This window comes from Panacagrimonas perspica (genome assembly GCF_004364935.1).
Lineage (GTDB): Bacteria > Pseudomonadota > Gammaproteobacteria > Nevskiales > Nevskiaceae > Panacagrimonas > Panacagrimonas perspica.
On the sequence record NZ_SOBT01000008.1, the window covers coordinates 1,357,695 to 1,373,555 of the forward strand.

Annotated in this window: 13 protein-coding genes; 7 read left to right on the forward strand and 6 right to left on the reverse strand. The window is 66.7% G+C overall.

The genetic code is table 11. The annotated features are described in order from the left end of the window. Window positions 1-60 precede the first annotated feature (60 nt). Entirely contained in the window at window positions 61-828 is a 768-nt protein-coding gene (locus DFR24_RS06160) for a hypothetical protein (RefSeq protein ID WP_133880424.1), read from the forward strand. After that, window positions 825-1,946: an acyltransferase family protein gene (locus tag DFR24_RS06165; RefSeq protein ID WP_133880425.1), complete on the forward strand. Its 1,122-nt coding sequence runs from the start codon at window positions 825-827 to the stop codon at window positions 1,944-1,946. Before DFR24_RS06160 ends, DFR24_RS06165 begins: the two co-directional genes overlap by 4 nt. 72 nt (window positions 1,947-2,018) lie before the next feature. Here DFR24_RS06165 and DFR24_RS06170 read toward each other — a convergent pair whose 3' ends face one another. From DFR24_RS06170 to DFR24_RS06185, 4 genes are all read right to left on the reverse strand, one after another. Next, window positions 2,019-3,365, reverse strand: a complete 1,347-nt coding sequence (locus DFR24_RS06170; RefSeq protein ID WP_133880426.1) for an NAD(P)/FAD-dependent oxidoreductase — start codon at window positions 3,363-3,365, stop codon at window positions 2,019-2,021. 53 nt (window positions 3,366-3,418) lie between these two features. Beyond that, on the reverse strand, window positions 3,419-3,898 hold the full coding sequence (styC, locus tag DFR24_RS06175) for a styrene-oxide isomerase StyC (RefSeq protein WP_133880427.1): 480 nt from the start codon (window positions 3,896-3,898) through the stop codon (window positions 3,419-3,421). 368 nt (window positions 3,899-4,266) lie between these two features. After that, the gene (locus DFR24_RS06180; protein WP_133880428.1) at window positions 4,267-4,914 is read right to left on the reverse strand and encodes a Vgb family protein; all 648 of its coding nucleotides are present in this window, start codon (window positions 4,912-4,914) and stop codon (window positions 4,267-4,269) included. 9 nt (window positions 4,915-4,923) lie between these two features. After that, window positions 4,924-6,144 carry a helix-turn-helix domain-containing protein gene (locus DFR24_RS06185; RefSeq protein ID WP_133880429.1) on the reverse strand — a complete coding sequence of 407 codons (1,221 nt, stop codon included), beginning with the start codon at window positions 6,142-6,144 and terminating at the stop codon, window positions 4,924-4,926. 124 nt (window positions 6,145-6,268) lie between these two features. On the opposite strand from DFR24_RS06185, the gene DFR24_RS06190 reads away from it, so the two are divergent. The 3 genes from DFR24_RS06190 (at window position 6,269) to DFR24_RS06200 (ending at window position 10,719) form a co-directional block, all read left to right on the forward strand. Next, window positions 6,269-7,036 (forward strand): DUF899 domain-containing protein, encoded by a 768-nt coding sequence (locus tag DFR24_RS06190; RefSeq protein WP_133880430.1) that lies wholly within the window; start codon window positions 6,269-6,271, stop codon window positions 7,034-7,036. Window positions 7,037-7,050: 14 nt separating this feature from the next. Further along, the gene (locus DFR24_RS06195; RefSeq protein WP_210772424.1) at window positions 7,051-7,881 is read left to right on the forward strand and encodes a DUF2182 domain-containing protein; all 831 of its coding nucleotides are present in this window, start codon (window positions 7,051-7,053) and stop codon (window positions 7,879-7,881) included. A gap of 306 nt (window positions 7,882-8,187) precedes the next feature. Next, window positions 8,188-10,719 carry a glycogen/starch/alpha-glucan phosphorylase gene (locus DFR24_RS06200; protein ID WP_133880431.1) on the forward strand — a complete coding sequence of 844 codons (2,532 nt, stop codon included), beginning with the start codon at window positions 8,188-8,190 and terminating at the stop codon, window positions 10,717-10,719. A 221-nt stretch (window positions 10,720-10,940) separates the two neighbouring features. Here DFR24_RS06200 and DFR24_RS06205 read toward each other — a convergent pair whose 3' ends face one another. Together DFR24_RS06205 and edd are read right to left on the reverse strand one after the other, a co-directional pair. Then, on the reverse strand, window positions 10,941-11,567 hold the full coding sequence (locus tag DFR24_RS06205; protein WP_133880432.1) for a bifunctional 4-hydroxy-2-oxoglutarate aldolase/2-dehydro-3-deoxy-phosphogluconate aldolase: 627 nt from the start codon (window positions 11,565-11,567) through the stop codon (window positions 10,941-10,943). A gap of 35 nt (window positions 11,568-11,602) precedes the next feature. After that, a complete protein-coding gene (edd, locus tag DFR24_RS06210) occupies window positions 11,603-13,483 on the reverse strand; it encodes a phosphogluconate dehydratase (RefSeq protein ID WP_133880433.1) in 1,881 nt (626 codons plus the stop codon). Window positions 13,484-13,608: 125 nt separating this feature from the next. Here edd and zwf point away from each other — a divergent pair, with 125 nt between their 5' ends. Together zwf and pgl are read left to right on the forward strand one after the other, a co-directional pair. Beyond that, on the forward strand, window positions 13,609-15,069 hold the full coding sequence (gene zwf / locus DFR24_RS06215) for a glucose-6-phosphate dehydrogenase (protein WP_133880434.1): 1,461 nt from the start codon (window positions 13,609-13,611) through the stop codon (window positions 15,067-15,069). Beyond that, a complete protein-coding gene (gene pgl, locus DFR24_RS06220; RefSeq protein ID WP_210772368.1) occupies window positions 15,066-15,821 on the forward strand; it encodes a 6-phosphogluconolactonase in 756 nt (251 codons plus the stop codon). Before zwf ends, pgl begins: the two co-directional genes overlap by 4 nt. The last annotated feature ends 40 nt before the right edge of the window (window positions 15,822-15,861 follow it).

Sequence of the window (15,861 nt, forward strand, 5' to 3'; positions counted from 1 at the left end):
GCTCTGAACACGTCGCGGCGGTTTGCGGTCGTCACCACCTGCCATGCGGCGGGCTATGACGTGTACGGCCGAACCATGCTCGAGACCTTCGACCGGCATTGGCCGCCTGATGTCCGGGTCCACTTCTACGCGGAGGCCTTCGACACCGGGCCGCTGCCATCGCGCGTGCTGGTGAAGGACCTGCTCGAGGCGGTGCCGGAACTCGTGGCGTTCAAGGCCCGGCATCGGAACCACCGTCGCGCGCACGGCGAACAACGGCGTCCGCGGATGTCGCTGCGGGTGTGGCCATTCCGCCTGAAGTTCAGGCCGCGTTGGGGGCTGGGGTTTCGCTGGGACGCCGTGCGCTTCTCGCACAAGAGTTTCGCCTTGCTGCACGCGGCCGCGCATACCGACGCCGATGTACTGATCTGGGTCGACAGCGACACACGATTCTTCGCGGACGTCACCCGGGCGACCCTGGAAAGCTTCGCACCGCCGGAGTGCTTCGTCGGTTGCCTGCGCAGAAAGCGCATGTGGACCGAGACCGGTTTCGTCGCCTACAACCTTCGCGATCCGATGACGGCCCGATTCTTCGACGCCTACCGAAAGCTGTACGTCGACGACGAGCTCTTCGCGCAGCGCGAGTATCACGATGCCTATCTGTTCGACCGCGTCCGCGAGCGCGTCGAAGCGCAGGGCGCGCGCAGTCACGACATCGCGCAGGGCGCCGGCGATCACGCCCGGCACGTGCTGGTGAATTCATCCCTCGGCGGCTTCATGGATCACATGAAAGGCAACCGCAAGGTGGAAGGCGCGAGCCGCGACGCCGATCGCGTGCCGGCGGGATGACGATCGAACATCCCCCGGCCGCCGTGCGCCATCTGCCGGTGCTGGAAATCACCCGCGGGCTGGCCTGCGCGATCGTCGTCCTGTTCCATTGCTTCAACGCGCTGTACAAGGCCAAGGGCATCGACATCACGGGCTGGCCCGAACGCCTGATGTACGTGGCGGCGTCCACCGTCGACGTCTTCTTCGTCATCAGTGGTTTCATCATGGTGTACGTGTCGCACGGCGACTTCGGCCGTCCTGGCGCGACACTCAACTTCGCCGTGCGTCGCGGGATCCGCATCCTGCCGATGTACTGGCTCTTCACGGCCGGCTACGCGTTGATCCTGCTCGACCGGGCGTCAGAGCGGGCGGATCCGGAAACGCTGCCGCTGATCCTCAGCTCCTTCGTGTTCTGGCCGTGGTGGCATCCGGATGGCTTTCCGAAGGTGGCGCCGCTGCTTCCGCAGGGATGGACCCTGCTGTTCGAGGTCTATTTCTACTTCCTGTTCACGCTGTTCATTGCCTGGGGTTCGCTGAGATCGATCACGCGCTGGCTGCCGGTGGTGTTCGGCGGCGTGATCGCGGTCGCGTGGCTGCTCCCGCCCGGCGGACCGCGGGCCATGCTGATCAATCCGATCGTGTTCGATTTCTGGTTCGGGGTCGTGTTGTGTCAGGTGCATCTGTCGGGGTGGCGACCCTCGCGAGGGCAGCGTCTGGTGTTCGTTGCGATCGCCATCGTCGGCGTGATCGCATTCAGTCCGGTGGCCCACTACTCCGTGTTTCGGCCGTTGATGTGGGGAATTCCGGCGATGTTGCTGCTGGCGGCAACGCTGGATCTTTCGGGAGGACGCTCGCGCCTGGCGCGCGGCGGCGTCGCGCTGGGCACGATGTCCTACTCGCTGTACCTCGCGCACATGCTGGTCGTCGAACCGATCGCGCACTCGTTCCGAAAGGGCGCCTATGCGCTGCCCATTCCGCTGCTCGCATTGACGATGTTCGGGCTGTGCCTGCTCGGCGGAGCGCTCTTCTATTACGCGGTCGAGCGGCCGGTGACGCGTGGGCTCAATCGGAAATGGAGCGAGCACAAGGCGCGGCGTGCGGCGGCGCGCCCCTCAACCAGGCCGGTCGCGCCCGTGTAGCCCGGGTGAAACCCGGGATTGCGCTGCCTAGCCGAGGGAAATCCCGGGTCTCACCCGGGCTACGGGAAACGATCAGCCTGCCTCGTTCGCGACGCCGGCCAGGATCCGGTCGACGGATTCCGTCGCCGCCGGCATGCGGCGATACAGCGTCGCGGCGCCGGTCACGTACCGATACAGCGATTCGTGGTGCATCAGATTCAGGCGACTGCGGCGCAACCACCAGGGCATGTGCCTGTTGGCGTTCAGCAGATTGCGGAAGCTGGCCATCATGCAGGCCGGATGATCGCGCTTGTATTCCGGATGCGGCACCACCTCGCACATCGCGTTTCTCGCCGTGTCGTCGAGGTCCAGCAATTCCATCCGCGCGAGGATCGCGGCGCTGAAGACCTGCTGGCACATGAAGATGGATTGCAGCGTGATCTTCCCGGGTGCGAACAGCGCTTGCGGCGGCTTTCGCGCCAGGCCATTGGCCGTGCAGTCCACGTGCAGCGTGCCGGCGTCGGTCGGGATGCTGCCGCCGTCCAGTTCGATCTGCTGCGCGGTGATGCGCCTGATCCGTCCCATGCGCACAACGTTGCGGATGCGACGCAACGCCGCGACTTCTTCCTTCGACACCGTTGCACAGCGCCACTTCGTCGGCAGCCTTTCGGGATCGACCCGGCAGAGACTGCCGCTGCGTTCGAGCTGCAGAAAGACGTCGTCGAGGTTCTTCGCCTGGATCAGGCTGTCGAGATGGCGCATGAACTCCGCCAGCGCGAGACCCGGTTGCACCTTGTCCCGCAGCCACAGCCACGCGTCGTTGGGAACGATCCAGCGGATGCGCTCCGGATCGACGCCGGCATCCAGCAGGAAGACGATCGCATCGATGGCCGTCTTGCCGCCGCCGGCCACGACATAGCGTTGCCAGGCATTCGCGACGCGCGGCAACGCGTTCGGCGGAACCAGGGTGACGCCGGCCTCCACGACGAACTTCGGCGGACAGACCGCGGGCACCTCGACGTTCATGAATCCGCCGTCGACGATCCTGCGTCTGGCCTTGACGTCGATGACCTGGCCGCCATCCACCGTCGACACGATGCGGCCATCGCCGTGATGCTCGGTCATCGGCAGAAACTGGACCCTGCCGCTGTCGGTGAAGCGCTTCATCAGCAGGTGGTAGTACGCGACGATCTCGGGACCCGACGCCAGGTCGGTGCCGCCTTGCCCGAGTTGCATCGAATTGACGCCGTAGAACGCCGCAGGCTGATGCAGCGCGACGTACGGGTATGCGTCGGTCCAGTGTCCGCCCGGACGATGCCGGCGATCCACGATGACCATCTTCGCCTGCGGCTGCTCGTGAAAGATCACGTCCGCGAAAGCCATGCTCATGGCTCCCGCTCCGACGATCAGGTAATCGGTTTCGATCTGCGTGATGGGCACTGCGGAGTCCTCATGAAGTTCCAGTCAGGTCGCCAGCGGCGCTGCAGAACAATCTAGGTGGACTCGGACTCGGAGAAGCCGTTGCGGATCAGGATCACCATCGCGAACATCGCGATGATCGCGAAGACCAGAGCGGGCGCGAAGCCGAGCATGCCCGCGATGTTGGTCTCGCCCAGGCGGTTGTCGCCGAACGTCAACGCGCGACTGGGCGCGAACAAGGCGCCCCAGTAGAACACCGTGTTGGCGTAGCCGGTTCCAACCAGCATCCAGTAGATCTGCGAAGCGGCGCGGCTCGGCAGCGCCATGGTGTGCGCGACCAGAGCACCCGCGATGACCAGCAGGCCGTTGAGAATTCCACCGACGTGCGTACGGGCCCACGCGCGCGCGTCACCCGGGATTTCGAACGAGATGATCGTGCCCGGAAAGATTTCGAAACCGCCGATCAGGCTCATGACCAGCCCGAAACCGGATGCCAGCGCGATCAGGATGATCACGGCACCGTGCGCAATCATCTTTCTCTGTTGAGTCTTCATCTGCTTTCCCCTGTTCTTTTTTGTTGGCGCCCGTTCGACCACGGGTTCGCGTCTGTCCGTGAATGAACACCACGGATCAGCGCGACAGTAACTCAGAAGAAGGGTTCGAGGTGGACTCGTTCGAGGGAGGAAGCCCGAACGCGTGGCGCGCGTGGATCGCGACCCGCCCGTGAACGACAAGCCGGAGCAAGATCTTTGCGCGGCAATCGGAACGCAACGGCAGCGTCGCCGACAGGTTAGCCGAGGGATCGGAATTCGAACCCGAGCGGTCGTGAACGGCAATTGCCGGACGCAACTCGTTCGTAGGGTGCGCTCAGCGCACGCGGTTGTTCGTGCCGAGAGAGCGAACCCGGTGCGCGGAGCGCACCCTACGGATGTCGCGATCGCTTCGGACGGCGCACTGCCCGCACCTTCCCGCTGCCACCGCCCCCGCAGAAGAACCGATCTCCACCGTCGGACTCGAGTCCCGAGATGCCGACGCCGGCCGGCATGTCGAGCTGCTCGATCACCTCGCCCGTTCGCGGATCGATCCGGCGCAGATCGCTCTGATCGCCTTCCCAGGTGGCGTGCCACATCTCGCCGTCGACCCAGGTGACGCCGGTGACGAAGCGATTGGATTCGAGGGTGCGCAGGATCGCGCCCGTCTCGGGATCGATCTGGTGGATCTTGCGTTCGCGGTACTGGCCCACCCACAGCGTTCCTTCGGCCCACGCGAGTCCCGAATCACCGCCATCACCGGGCGCCGGGATCGTCGCCAACACGCGGCCGGTCTCGGGATCGATCTTGCGGATCTGCTTTTCGGAAATCTGGAAAAGGTGTCGACCATCGAACGCCGTTCCCGCATGCGCGGCGACGTCGATGGAGCGAACGGTCTCGCCGCTGCCCGGGTCGAGCGCATTCAGGCGATCCCCCGATGCGAACCACACCTGCTCGCCGTCATGCGTGACGCCATGCACGGCCTCGACACCCGGAAAGGGACCATATTCACGCAGGATTTCGGCTTCGGATCGGTTCATGCGTCCATCCTAGTCACTCGCCAACGAAGCCGGGAGTAACAAGCTTGTCGGGAATCCCGGGACGGTCGGCGTCATCCAGCGACGCACTCTTCCCCGACCGAACGAGCTGACCTTGCCGGCGGCGGCAAGCGCATCGAGCGCCCTCTGCACGGTGCGCTGGCTCGCACCCAGCGCGAGCGCCAGGGCCGAGCTCGACCACGACTCGCCGTCCGACAGGACGGCGAGCACCGTCGCGTGCGCTTCCTCCTCGGGATGCGTCAGCACGACGATCTCGCGCTTCATCCGCGGCACCAGCACGAATCCCTGCGTCGTTGCATCGATGCCGGCCAGCGGCCGCAACAGCGCGCGTAGCCGTCCGATCTCCACCCGCAGACGCGCGCGATACGACTCGTCGGCGTGCCGCGCACGAAAAGCCTTCAGCACGAGCACGTCGCGCGACGCGTCTTGAGGCCAGGCCTCGCCCAGCAAGCGCGCGAGCGTGAACAAGACAGGACGGCCTTCGAGCGGGATCACGGTGCGCGCATCGCGCACGACGTGACGGCAGGCATCGACGACGAGCGCCTTCGAGGCGAACAGGGCTTCGACATCGTCGAGCAACAGCAGGTGCGCTTCGCCTCGCACGATCGATCTCGCCGCGGGCGTGTCCAGAACCTGCGCCGCCCTGTCGACCTCGACCATCAGTGCTGGAATGCGCGCCTGCTGCGCGCATCTCCGGGCGCGATCCAGCGCCGCGCGTGCGGCCTTCGTCTTCAACCGTCGCATCGCAATACCCGCAACGACCAGTTCGAGCGAAGCTCGTGACGACACCGCCAAAGGTTCGGGATCGAACGCAGCGAGCTTTTGTTCCGCCTCGTCGAGACGGCCGATCAGCAGCAGTCGGCGGATATCGAGATATTGCGCGTGCGCTGCATTTCTGAGATCGCCGTGCGCCAGGAGTGCGGTCGATGCCGCATCGAGCGCCTGCGCGGGCCACGCCAGGTCCCGCGATACGAGGGCGATCTCGGCTTCGGCGATGACGCATCGCGCGCGGGCCGCGGCCTCCCTGGGCCCGAACGCACGCGCCGCACTGCGCAGCAGGGCCTTGGCGCGCACCAGATCGCCGAGCTGCGCCATCGCGATGCCGCGTAACGCGAACGCGGGCGCGTCGTCGCGCAGGGCGATCCGGTTCAGCGCGCCGAACGGATCGCCCGCTGCCAATGCCTGCGCCGCCGCGGTGATCAGGGAGTCCATTCGAATCCCGCCAAACTTGTCACTCCCTGCTGTCGGTGCCGGTTCCTAATCTATCTCACGACAACCCACCCACCTGCCGTCTCCCGAAACGGGCAGCCGGCGAAGGGCATCCAGGAGACACCCCGTGACGACACACATCACCGGAACGCGCGAAGAATGGCTGGCCGCGCGCATCGAACTGCTCGCAGCGGAGAAGGACCTGACGCGACGCAGCGACGAACTCGCACGCCGGCGCCAGCAATTCCCATGGGTGCGGATCGACAAGGCCTACCGTTTCGAGACCGACGTCGGCGACGTGTCGCTGATCGACCTGTTCAAGGGCCGCTCACAGCTTCTGGTCTATCACTTCATGTTCGGCCCCGACTACAAGGCCGGCTGCCCGTCGTGCTCGATGATCGCCGACGGCTTCGAGGGTTTCGCCGTCCACCTCGCCCATCACGACGTCACGCTGGCCGCGGTCTCGCGGGCGCCGCTGCCGAAGCTGCAGGCCTACAGGAAGCGCATGGGATGGACGTTCGACTGGGCGTCGTCGTTCGGCGGCGACTTCAATTTCGACTTCAACATCTCGTTCACCGAGGCGCAGCAGCGCGAAGGGTCGATCGAATACAACTACCACCGCGGGGGGCACGCGATGGACGAGACCACCGTGGTTCCGCCGCCGGTCGCGCAGTTCGCCGCGACCTGCGGAACCGATGCGCCGACTTACACGCGCGACCGGCCCGGCATGAGCACGTTCGTGCTCGAGGACGGCGTCGTCCATCACGTCTACTCGACATACGCGCGTGGGCTGGACAGCCTCTGGGGTGCGTACCAGTGGCTCGACCGGGCTCCCAGGGGTCGCAACGAGCAGGGTCCCTGGTGGCGTCGTCACGACGAGTACGGGCCGCGCTGAGAGTGGTGGCCGTCATGACGATCACCTGCATGCGCGTCGGCGATCCGCCAAGCGCCGACAGCGGCCCCGTCCCTGGACGCACCTTTCTCGGCGTCAGCGCCTTCCTGTTTGCGGCCAGCGCCGCGACGACGATCGCCTGGTGCGCGTCCATGTCGTCGATGAGCGAAGTCCCGATGCCCGGCGGCGGGTCGATATCGATGACCTGGCTGCCGCTGTGCGGCGGCACCTGGCTCGATACCGGCGCCTCGTTCATCGGCATGTGGACCTTGATGATGGTGGCGATGATGCTGCCATCCCTGGTCCCGACACTCGGGCGTTACCGCAGCGCCGTGAGTCCGGCGGGCCGGATGTCGCTCGACGGGCTGACCGCGATCGTGGCCACGGCCTACTTCGGCGTCTGGATCCTGTTCGGTGCGGGCGCCTTCGCGCTCGGCGCCGCGCTGGTCCTGCTGCAGCTCCAGATGCCCGCGCTGGCCCAGGCGGCGCCGCTGGCCGCGGGCCTGATCGTCGTCGTGGCCGGCGTCGCCCAGTGCACGGCGTGGAAGGCCCGCCACCTCGCCTGCTGCCGGGGCATGCCGAATCGCGGTGCACCGCTGGCAGCCGATGCCCGCACGGCCTGGCGGCACGGGCTGCAGCTCGGACGCCATTGCGTCCCCTGCTGCGCCGGGCTCACGGCAGTCCTGCTGATCCTCGGCGTCATGGACCTGGCCGCGATGGCCGTGATCTCGCTGGCCATCTGGATCGAACGCCTGGTCCCGGCCGGTGAGCGCGCGGTGCAGGTCATCGGCGTCGGCGTTGTCGCGACCGGACTGTTCCTGGTCGGACGGGCGATCGGGCTCGGCTGAGACCCTCGTTGGCCGGGACCGATCACCGGTCGGTGCCTTTTCTTGGTGCCGGTACCGCTTCATTTTGAAAAGCCTTCAACGCAAAGGCGCAAAGTTCGCAACGACAGGACGGCGAAACAGTTGCGACTTTGCGTCCTTTGCGCCTTTGCGTTGGCCTGTCAGCCTTGTGACGCCCGCCGGGCCACCACCGGACGCCGCCGCATGGCGATTTGCAGGCTTCCGCAGTCCCGCAAGCCACGTTCCTTGCAAATTCCAGCACGAGAATTGCTTGATGCCCTCTGGACCAGCCCAAGCCAGACGGAGTCGATGGTGAACCAGCCGCAGGTCGTGTCACCGAACAGCGGACGTGGCCCGGACGATGAGCCGGACTCGCCGACGCGACGGCTGCGCCACGCCTTCCTTCACCATTTGTTCTACACGCAGGGCAAGTTCCCGGCGCTGGCGACGAAGACCGACTACTACCTGGCCCTCGCCCACACGGTGCGCGACCGCCTGCTGCAGCGCTGGATCTCGACGGCCAACGAGTACACCAAGAACGGCTCGCGCACCGTCGCGTACCTGTCCGCCGAATTCCTGATGGGGCCGCACCTGGGCAACAACCTAATCAATCTCGGGCTGTTCGACGACGCCCGCAAATCGATGAGCGAGCTGGGGCTGAATCTCGACGACCTGCTGTACGAGGAAGAGGAGCCGGGCCTGGGCAACGGGGGTCTGGGCCGGCTGGCCGCCTGCTTCATCGATTCGCTGGCCACCCTGGAGATTCCCGCGGTCGGCTACGGCATCCGCTACGAGTTCGGCATCTTCCACCAGACGCTGGTCGATGGCTGGCAGGTCGAGAAGACCGACAAGTGGCTGCGCTACGGCAACCCCTGGGAGCTGGCGCGACCGGAGTGGTCGGTCACCGTGAAGCTGGGCGGCCACACCGAGCGCATGCAGGACAACAGCGGCCAGCTGCACGTGCGCTGGGTTCCGAACCGCACGGTGTTGGGCGTGCCCTACGACACGCCGATCCTGGGCTACCGGAACAACACGGCGAACACCTTGCGGCTGTGGAAGGCCGAAGCGCCCGAGGCCTTCGATTTCGCGGTGTTCAACCGCGGCGACTACCAGGGCGCCGTCAATCAGAAGGTGGTGTCGGAGAACCTGAGCAAGGTGCTCTATCCGAACGACGAGCACGTCGAAGGCAAGGAACTGCGGCTCGCCCAGCAGTACTTCTTCGTCTCCTGCTCGCTGCAGGACATGCTGCGGATCATGAAGACGCAGCACGTTCCGCTGCACGAATTCCACGAGAAGTTCGCCGTCCAGCTCAACGACACGCACCCGGCCATCGGCGTCGCCGAGCTGATGCGCCTGCTGACCGATGAACACCAGATGCACTGGAACCAGGCCTGGGACATCACGCGCAAGACGTTCGGCTACACCAATCACACCTTGCTGCCCGAGGCGCTGGAACGCTGGCCGCTGGAACTGTTCAAGCGCGTCCTGCCGCGCCACCTGGAGATCATCTACGAGATCAACGCGCGCTTTCTCGACGAGGTGCGCCAGCGCTACTTCGGCGACGAGGCCCGCGTCACGCGCATGTCGCTGATCGAGGAGACCGGCGAGCGCTACGTACGCATGGCCCACCTCGCCTGCGTCGGCAGCCACGCCATCAACGGCGTCGCCGAGCTGCACTCCGAGCTGCTCAAGCAGGACGTGCTCAAGGATTTCCACGAGATGTGGCCGGCGAAGTTCGGCAACAAGACGAACGGCGTGACGCCGCGCCGATGGATCGCGTTGGCCAATCCACGCCTGACGCGCCTGATCAGCGGCGCCATCGGCGAAGGCTGGATCAAGCGTCTGGAAGAGCTGCGGCAGCTCGAACCATTCGCGCTGGACCCCAACTTCCGCGCGGGCTGGCGCGAGATAAAGCGCGCCAACAAGCGCGACCTGTCCGACGTGATCCGCAAGCGCTGCGGCGTCGCCGTCGATCCTTCGTCGATGTTCGACGTGCAGGTCAAGCGCATCCACGAGTACAAGCGCCAGCACCTGAGCGCGCTGCACATCATCGGGCTGTATCACCGGCTGAAGACGAACCCGAACCTGGAGATGACGCCGCGCACGTTCATCTTCGGCGGCAAGGCCGCGCCCGGCTACTGGATGGCCAAGCTCATCATCCGGCTCATCACCAGCATCGGCGAGGTCGTCAATCGCGATCCGGCGGTGCGCGACAAGCTGCGCGTCGTCTTCCTGCCCAATTTCAGTGTCACCAACGGCCAGCGGATCTATCCGGCGGCTGATCTCTCCGAGCAGATATCAACGGCAGGCAAGGAAGCCTCCGGCACCGGCAACATGAAGTTCGCGATGAACGGCGCGCTGACGATCGGCACGATGGACGGCGCCAACATCGAGATCCGCGAGCAGGTGGGCGCGGAGAATTTCTTCCTGTTCGGGCTGACGGCGCACGAGGTCGCGACGGTGCGCGGGAACGGCTACCGGCCGCAGGACTATCTCGACGGCAACGCCGAGCTGCGCGAAGTGATCTCGCTGATCCGGCATGGCTACTTCTCGCGCGGAGACGGCGAGCTGTTCCGTCCGCTGGTCGACAGCCTGGTGAATCACGATCCCTACTGCCTGTTCGCCGATTACCAGAGTTACGCCGATGCGCACGAGCGCGTCGGCACCGCTTATCGGGACAGCGAGGACTGGACGCGGATGTCGATCCTCAACAGTGCGCGCTCGGGCCTGTTCTCATCGGATCGCACGATCGCGGAATACTGCAGGGACATCTGGAACGTGCAGCCGGTGCAGGTGCCGATCCTGTCGCACGAGGACGTTCGGGTCGAGCTGATGGTGTAGCCAAACGTAGCCCGGGTGAAACCCGGGGTTACGCTCGCATACAGAGCGCGACCCCGGGTTTCACCCGGGCTACGGAACCGGAAGGCGCAGATCGTGAGACGCCGATCCTGTGGCACGAAGACGTTCGGGTGGAGTTGATGGTGTAGACGCCGCCAAACGTAGCCCGGCCGAAGCCCGGGGTTCCCCTCGCATACGGAGCGCAACCCCGGGCTTCGGCCGGGCTACGGGGCGCGCAACGCCGCCGCGGCCCGCGCCAGGCCTTCGATCTCCGCCCACTTCTCCGCCGCAACCAGCGCCGGCGGCGCCAGCCACGACCCGCCGACGCAACCCACGTTGGGCAGCTTGAGGAATTCCGGCGCCGAGGCCGCATCGATCCCGCCGGTCGGACAGAACAGCGCATCGCCGAAGACCGAACCCAGCGCCTTGAGCATCCCCACCCCGCCCGCCTGTTGCGCCGGGAACAACTTCATCGCGTTGAATCCCGCCTCGCGCGTCGCCAGCACGTCCGACGGCGTCATCGTCCCCGGCAGGAACGGCAGCCCGGACTGGATCACCTCGGCGAGCAAGCGCGGCGACGCCCCCGGACTCACGCCGAACTGCGCGCCTGCCGCGATCGCGGCTTCGAGGTCGGTTGCGCGGGTGACGGTGCCAACACCGACGATCGCGTCCGGCACCTGCGCGCGGATGGCCCGCACGGCGTCCAGCGCCTGCGGCGTGCGCATCGTGACTTCGAGAACACGGATCCCGCCCGCGAGCAATGCGCGGGCGAGCGGAACGGCGTGCCGCACGTCGTGCAGCACGATGACCGGCATCACCGGGCAGGCTTTCATGATCTCGATGATGTGCACGCCGGGGTTTCCTTTGGTTCGGGTTTCCGCGGATGTCATTCCGCCGCGAGATTCTGACGGACCGCCGTCTTCACCGGCGCGGCCGCCACGCGTTCGACCACGCCGAACGACATCGCACCTTCCTCCGCGCCGCTGACCATCGCACGGGCGCCGGCGAACAGTTCGCGGCCCATGCCGACGTGGCTGCCGGCGAGATCCGGAACCGTCACGCTGCGCTGCGCCCACTCCGCCGCATCGACGAGCGCCTCGAGCACACCGGCCTCGGCATCGAGCCGGATGACGTCGCCGTCGCGCACCTTGGCGAGTTCGCCGCCGGCCAGGCATTCCGGCGTGATGTGGATCGCCGCCGGGACCTTGCCCGATGCGCCCGACATGCGCCCGTCCGTCACCAGCGCGACGTGGAAACCCTCGTCCTGGAGAACGCCGAGCGGCGGCGTGAGCTTGTGCAGTTCCGGCATGCCGTTCGCGCGCGGACCCTGGTAGCGCACCACGGCAACGAAGTCGCGCCGCAGCTCGCCGCGCTTGAACGCGGCCTGGACGGCTTCCTGTGAATCGAACACGAGCGCGGGCGCTTCGACGATGCGATGTTCGGGCTTGACCGCCGAGGTCTTGATGACGGCGCGGCCGAGGTTGCCGTGCAGGCGTCGCAGTCCGCCGTCGGCCGCGAATGGCGCGCTCGCCGGGCGCAGCACCGAGGGATCGAGACTGGTCTCGGCCGCCGGCCGCCAGGCCAGCGCGGAACCCTGCGGCAGGTAAGGCTCCTCCGCGTAGGCGGCAAGGCCCTGCCCCACGACGGTCTTCACGTCCGGATGCAGCAGTCCCGCCGCCAGCAGTTCGCGGATCAGGAATCCCATGCCGCCGGCCGCGTGGAAGTGGTTCACGTCCGCGCTGCCGTTGGGATAGATGCGGGTCAGCAGCGGCGCCGCCGAGGACAGCGCATCGAAGTCGTCCCAGTCGATGAGGATGCCGGCGGCCCGCGCGATCGCGATCAGGTGGATCGTGTGATTGGTGGACCCGCCGGTGGCGTGCAGCCCGACGATGCCGTTGACGATGGCGCGTTCGTCGATGACGTCGCACAGCGGCGTGTACTGCGTGCCCAGCGACGTGATCGCCGCGACGCGCTTGGCGGCCGCGGCCGTCAGCGCGTCCCGCAGCGGCGTGTTCGGATTGACGAAGGCCGCACCGGGCAGGTGCAGGCCCATGACCTCCATCAGCATCTGGTTGCTGTTGGCGGTGCCGTAGAACGTGCAGGTGCCAGGCCCGTGATAGGACTGCGCCTCGGATTCGAGCAGGGCCTCGCGCCCCACCTTGCCCTGCGCGAACAGCTGGCGGACCTTGGCCTTGTCGCTGTTGGGCAGGCCCGACGTCATCGGCCCTGCGGGCACGAAGATCGTCGGCAGGTGACCGAACGACAGCGCGCCGATCAGCAGGCCCGGAACGATCTTGTCGCAGACGCCCAGGCACAGCACGGCGTCGAAGGTGTCGTGTGACAGCGCGATGGCGGTGGCCATGGCGATGACGTCGCGCGAGAACAGGCTCAGCTCCATGCCCGGTTCGCCCTGCGTCACGCCGTCGCACATCGCCGGGACGCCGCCCGCGAACTGGGCCACCGCGAAGGCCTCGCGAGCCGCCTGCTTGATGATGGCCGGATAGCGCTCCAGCGGCTGGTGCGCGGAGAGCATGTCGTTGTAGGCCGAGACGATGCCGATGTTCGGCCAGCGGTTGCCGCGCAGCTCGGCCTTGTCCACCGCGTCCGATGCGGCAAACGCGTGGGCGAGATTGGTGCACCCCATCCGGCCCCGCGTCGTTCCCGCGCTGCGAGCCGCCGCCATGTGTTGCAGGTACAGTCCGCGCGACGGTGCACTGCGCTCCCGAATCCGCGCAGTCACCGTGGCGACGATCGTATTGAGTGTCATAAGGCTCCAGCCGGCCTGCGCACGCAGACTGGCTTGAAAGGCGCTAGGAAAACCGGGCAGAACCTTCAGCAGCTCGATAACACTGCAAAAAAGATGCGCGGCCTGACTCGACCGGGATGACGAAGATGGTTCAACCGCAAAGCTTCGACCTGATCTTCTTCGGCGGCACGGGCGATCTCGCCTTGCGCAAGTTGCTGCCGGCGCTCTATTACCGGCATCGCGACACCCAGGACTGCAGCGGCTGGCGGATCATCGCGGTGTCCCGCCAGGAGCTCGATCGCGAGGCCTACATCGAGCGTGTGCATGCCGCCTGCCTGGAATTCATTCCGGCGCGCGACTTCGACGAGACCACCTGGAGCCGGTTTGCGACCCGGCTCGAATACCTGCAGCTCGACGGCAACGACCCGGCGGGTTATTTCGAATTGACGCGCTGGCTGGCGGACTCGTCCGATCGCATCCGTGTCTTCTACCTGTCGACGGCCGCCAGCCTGTTCGCGACGATCTGCGGGAACCTGGCCGCCGCGGGGCTGGTGACGCCGCTGTCGCGCGTGGTGCTGGAGAAGCCGCTGGGCTTCAGCCTGGCGTCGGCCACGGCGATCAACGAGGCCGTCGCGAAGATCTTCCAGGAACACCAGATCTTCCGCATCGATCATTACCTGGGCAAGGAGGCCGTGCAGAACCTCATGGCCCTGCGCTTCGGCAATTCGATTTTCGAGCCGCTGTGGCATCGCATCGCCGTGCGTGACGTGCAGATCACGCTGGCCGAGCAGGTCGGCGTCGGCGAGCGCGGCGAGTACTACGACAAGTACGGCGCGCTGCGCGACATGGTGCAGAACCACGCCCTGCAGCTGCTGTGCATCCTGGCGATGGAACCGCCGTCGAGCATCGATCCAAACCGGGTGCGCGACGAGAAGCTCAAGGTGCTGCGTGCCCTGCGCCCGTTCACGCCCGAGGACGTGCGCCACAAGATCGTGCGCGGGCAGTACCGGGCCGGCGCCATTCGCGGCAAGGCGGTGCCAGGCTATCTCGACGAGACCGGCATCCCGGAGGGCAGCACGACCGAGACCTTCGTTGCGCTGCGCGTCGAGGTCGACAACTGGCGCTGGGCGCGCGTCCCGTTCTACCTGCGCACCGGCAAGCGCATGCAGGACCGCATGGCCGAGATCGTCATCAATTTCCGGCCGGTGCCGCACGCGATCCTGCCCGGCAACGATACGGGCGACGTCAATCGGCTGGTGATCCGCCTGCAGCCGGACGAGGGCATCGAGCTGCACGTGCTGGCCAAGGTGCCGGGCGCCGACATGCGCGTGAAGCCGGTGAAGCTGGATTTCGAGTTCGGCGAGACCTTCAAGACGCGCCAGTGGGACGCCTACGAGCGCTTGCTGATGGACGTCATCAGCGGCAACCTCACGCTCTTCATGCGACGCGACGAACTCGACGCCGCCTGGCAGTGGATCGATCCGATCCACGCGGCCTGGGCGGCACAGGGCGACGCACCAAAAGGTTACAGCGCCGGCACCTGGGGACCGACCGCGTCGAGCGCGCTGATCGTTCGCGACGGGCTGAGCTGGAGAGAGGAAGGATGATGGAGTGGGCGGTACGAAGAAAAGTCGACGAGCGTCCGTTCGCCGACCCCCAGTCGGCGGCCGAGGCGCTGGCCAAGGACGTGGCGGTCCGGCTGCGCTTCGGCATTGCCGAGCACGGGCACGCCTCGCTGGTGGTGTCCGGCGGCAAGAGTCCGCTGCCTTTCTTCGCGGCCCTGCGAAAGCAGCGGGTGGACTGGCCGAATGTCTGGATCACGCTGGCCGACGAGCGCTGGGTCGACCCGACATCGCCCGACAGCAACGAAGCCCTGCTGCGCGAGCACCTGTTGCGTGACGGTGTCGAGGCAGCCCGGTTCGTCGGCTTGAAGAACGCAGCGAATACTCCGGAGGCGGGCCTCGCCGCCTGCGGCGAAGCACTTGCGCAGATCCCGACACCTTTCGACGTGGTCGTCCTCGGAATGGGCGCCGACGGTCACACCGCATCGCTGTTCCCCGCCATGGACGGCTTGGCCGAAGCGCTCGATCCCGCGGCCGTCGCCGGACCGGTGGCCGCCATCGCGCCGGTGGAGCCGACGGCGCGGATCAGCCTGAACCTGGCCGCCCTGCTGAACTCCCGGCAGATCTACCTGCCGATCCAGGGCGTGACCAAGCGGGCCGTCTACCACTCCGCCCGCGGCGGCGGGATCTCGGCCAAGGTCCGGATCACCGAAGCGTTTCTGCAGCGGCAGTTCCCGGTCGCCGCGCTCTTCATCCAGGAGCGCGTCCCGGTCACGGTGCAGATCATCGACGACTGACGGCTGCACCGCTGCGGGGCGCGATCAGGCACCGCCTTTG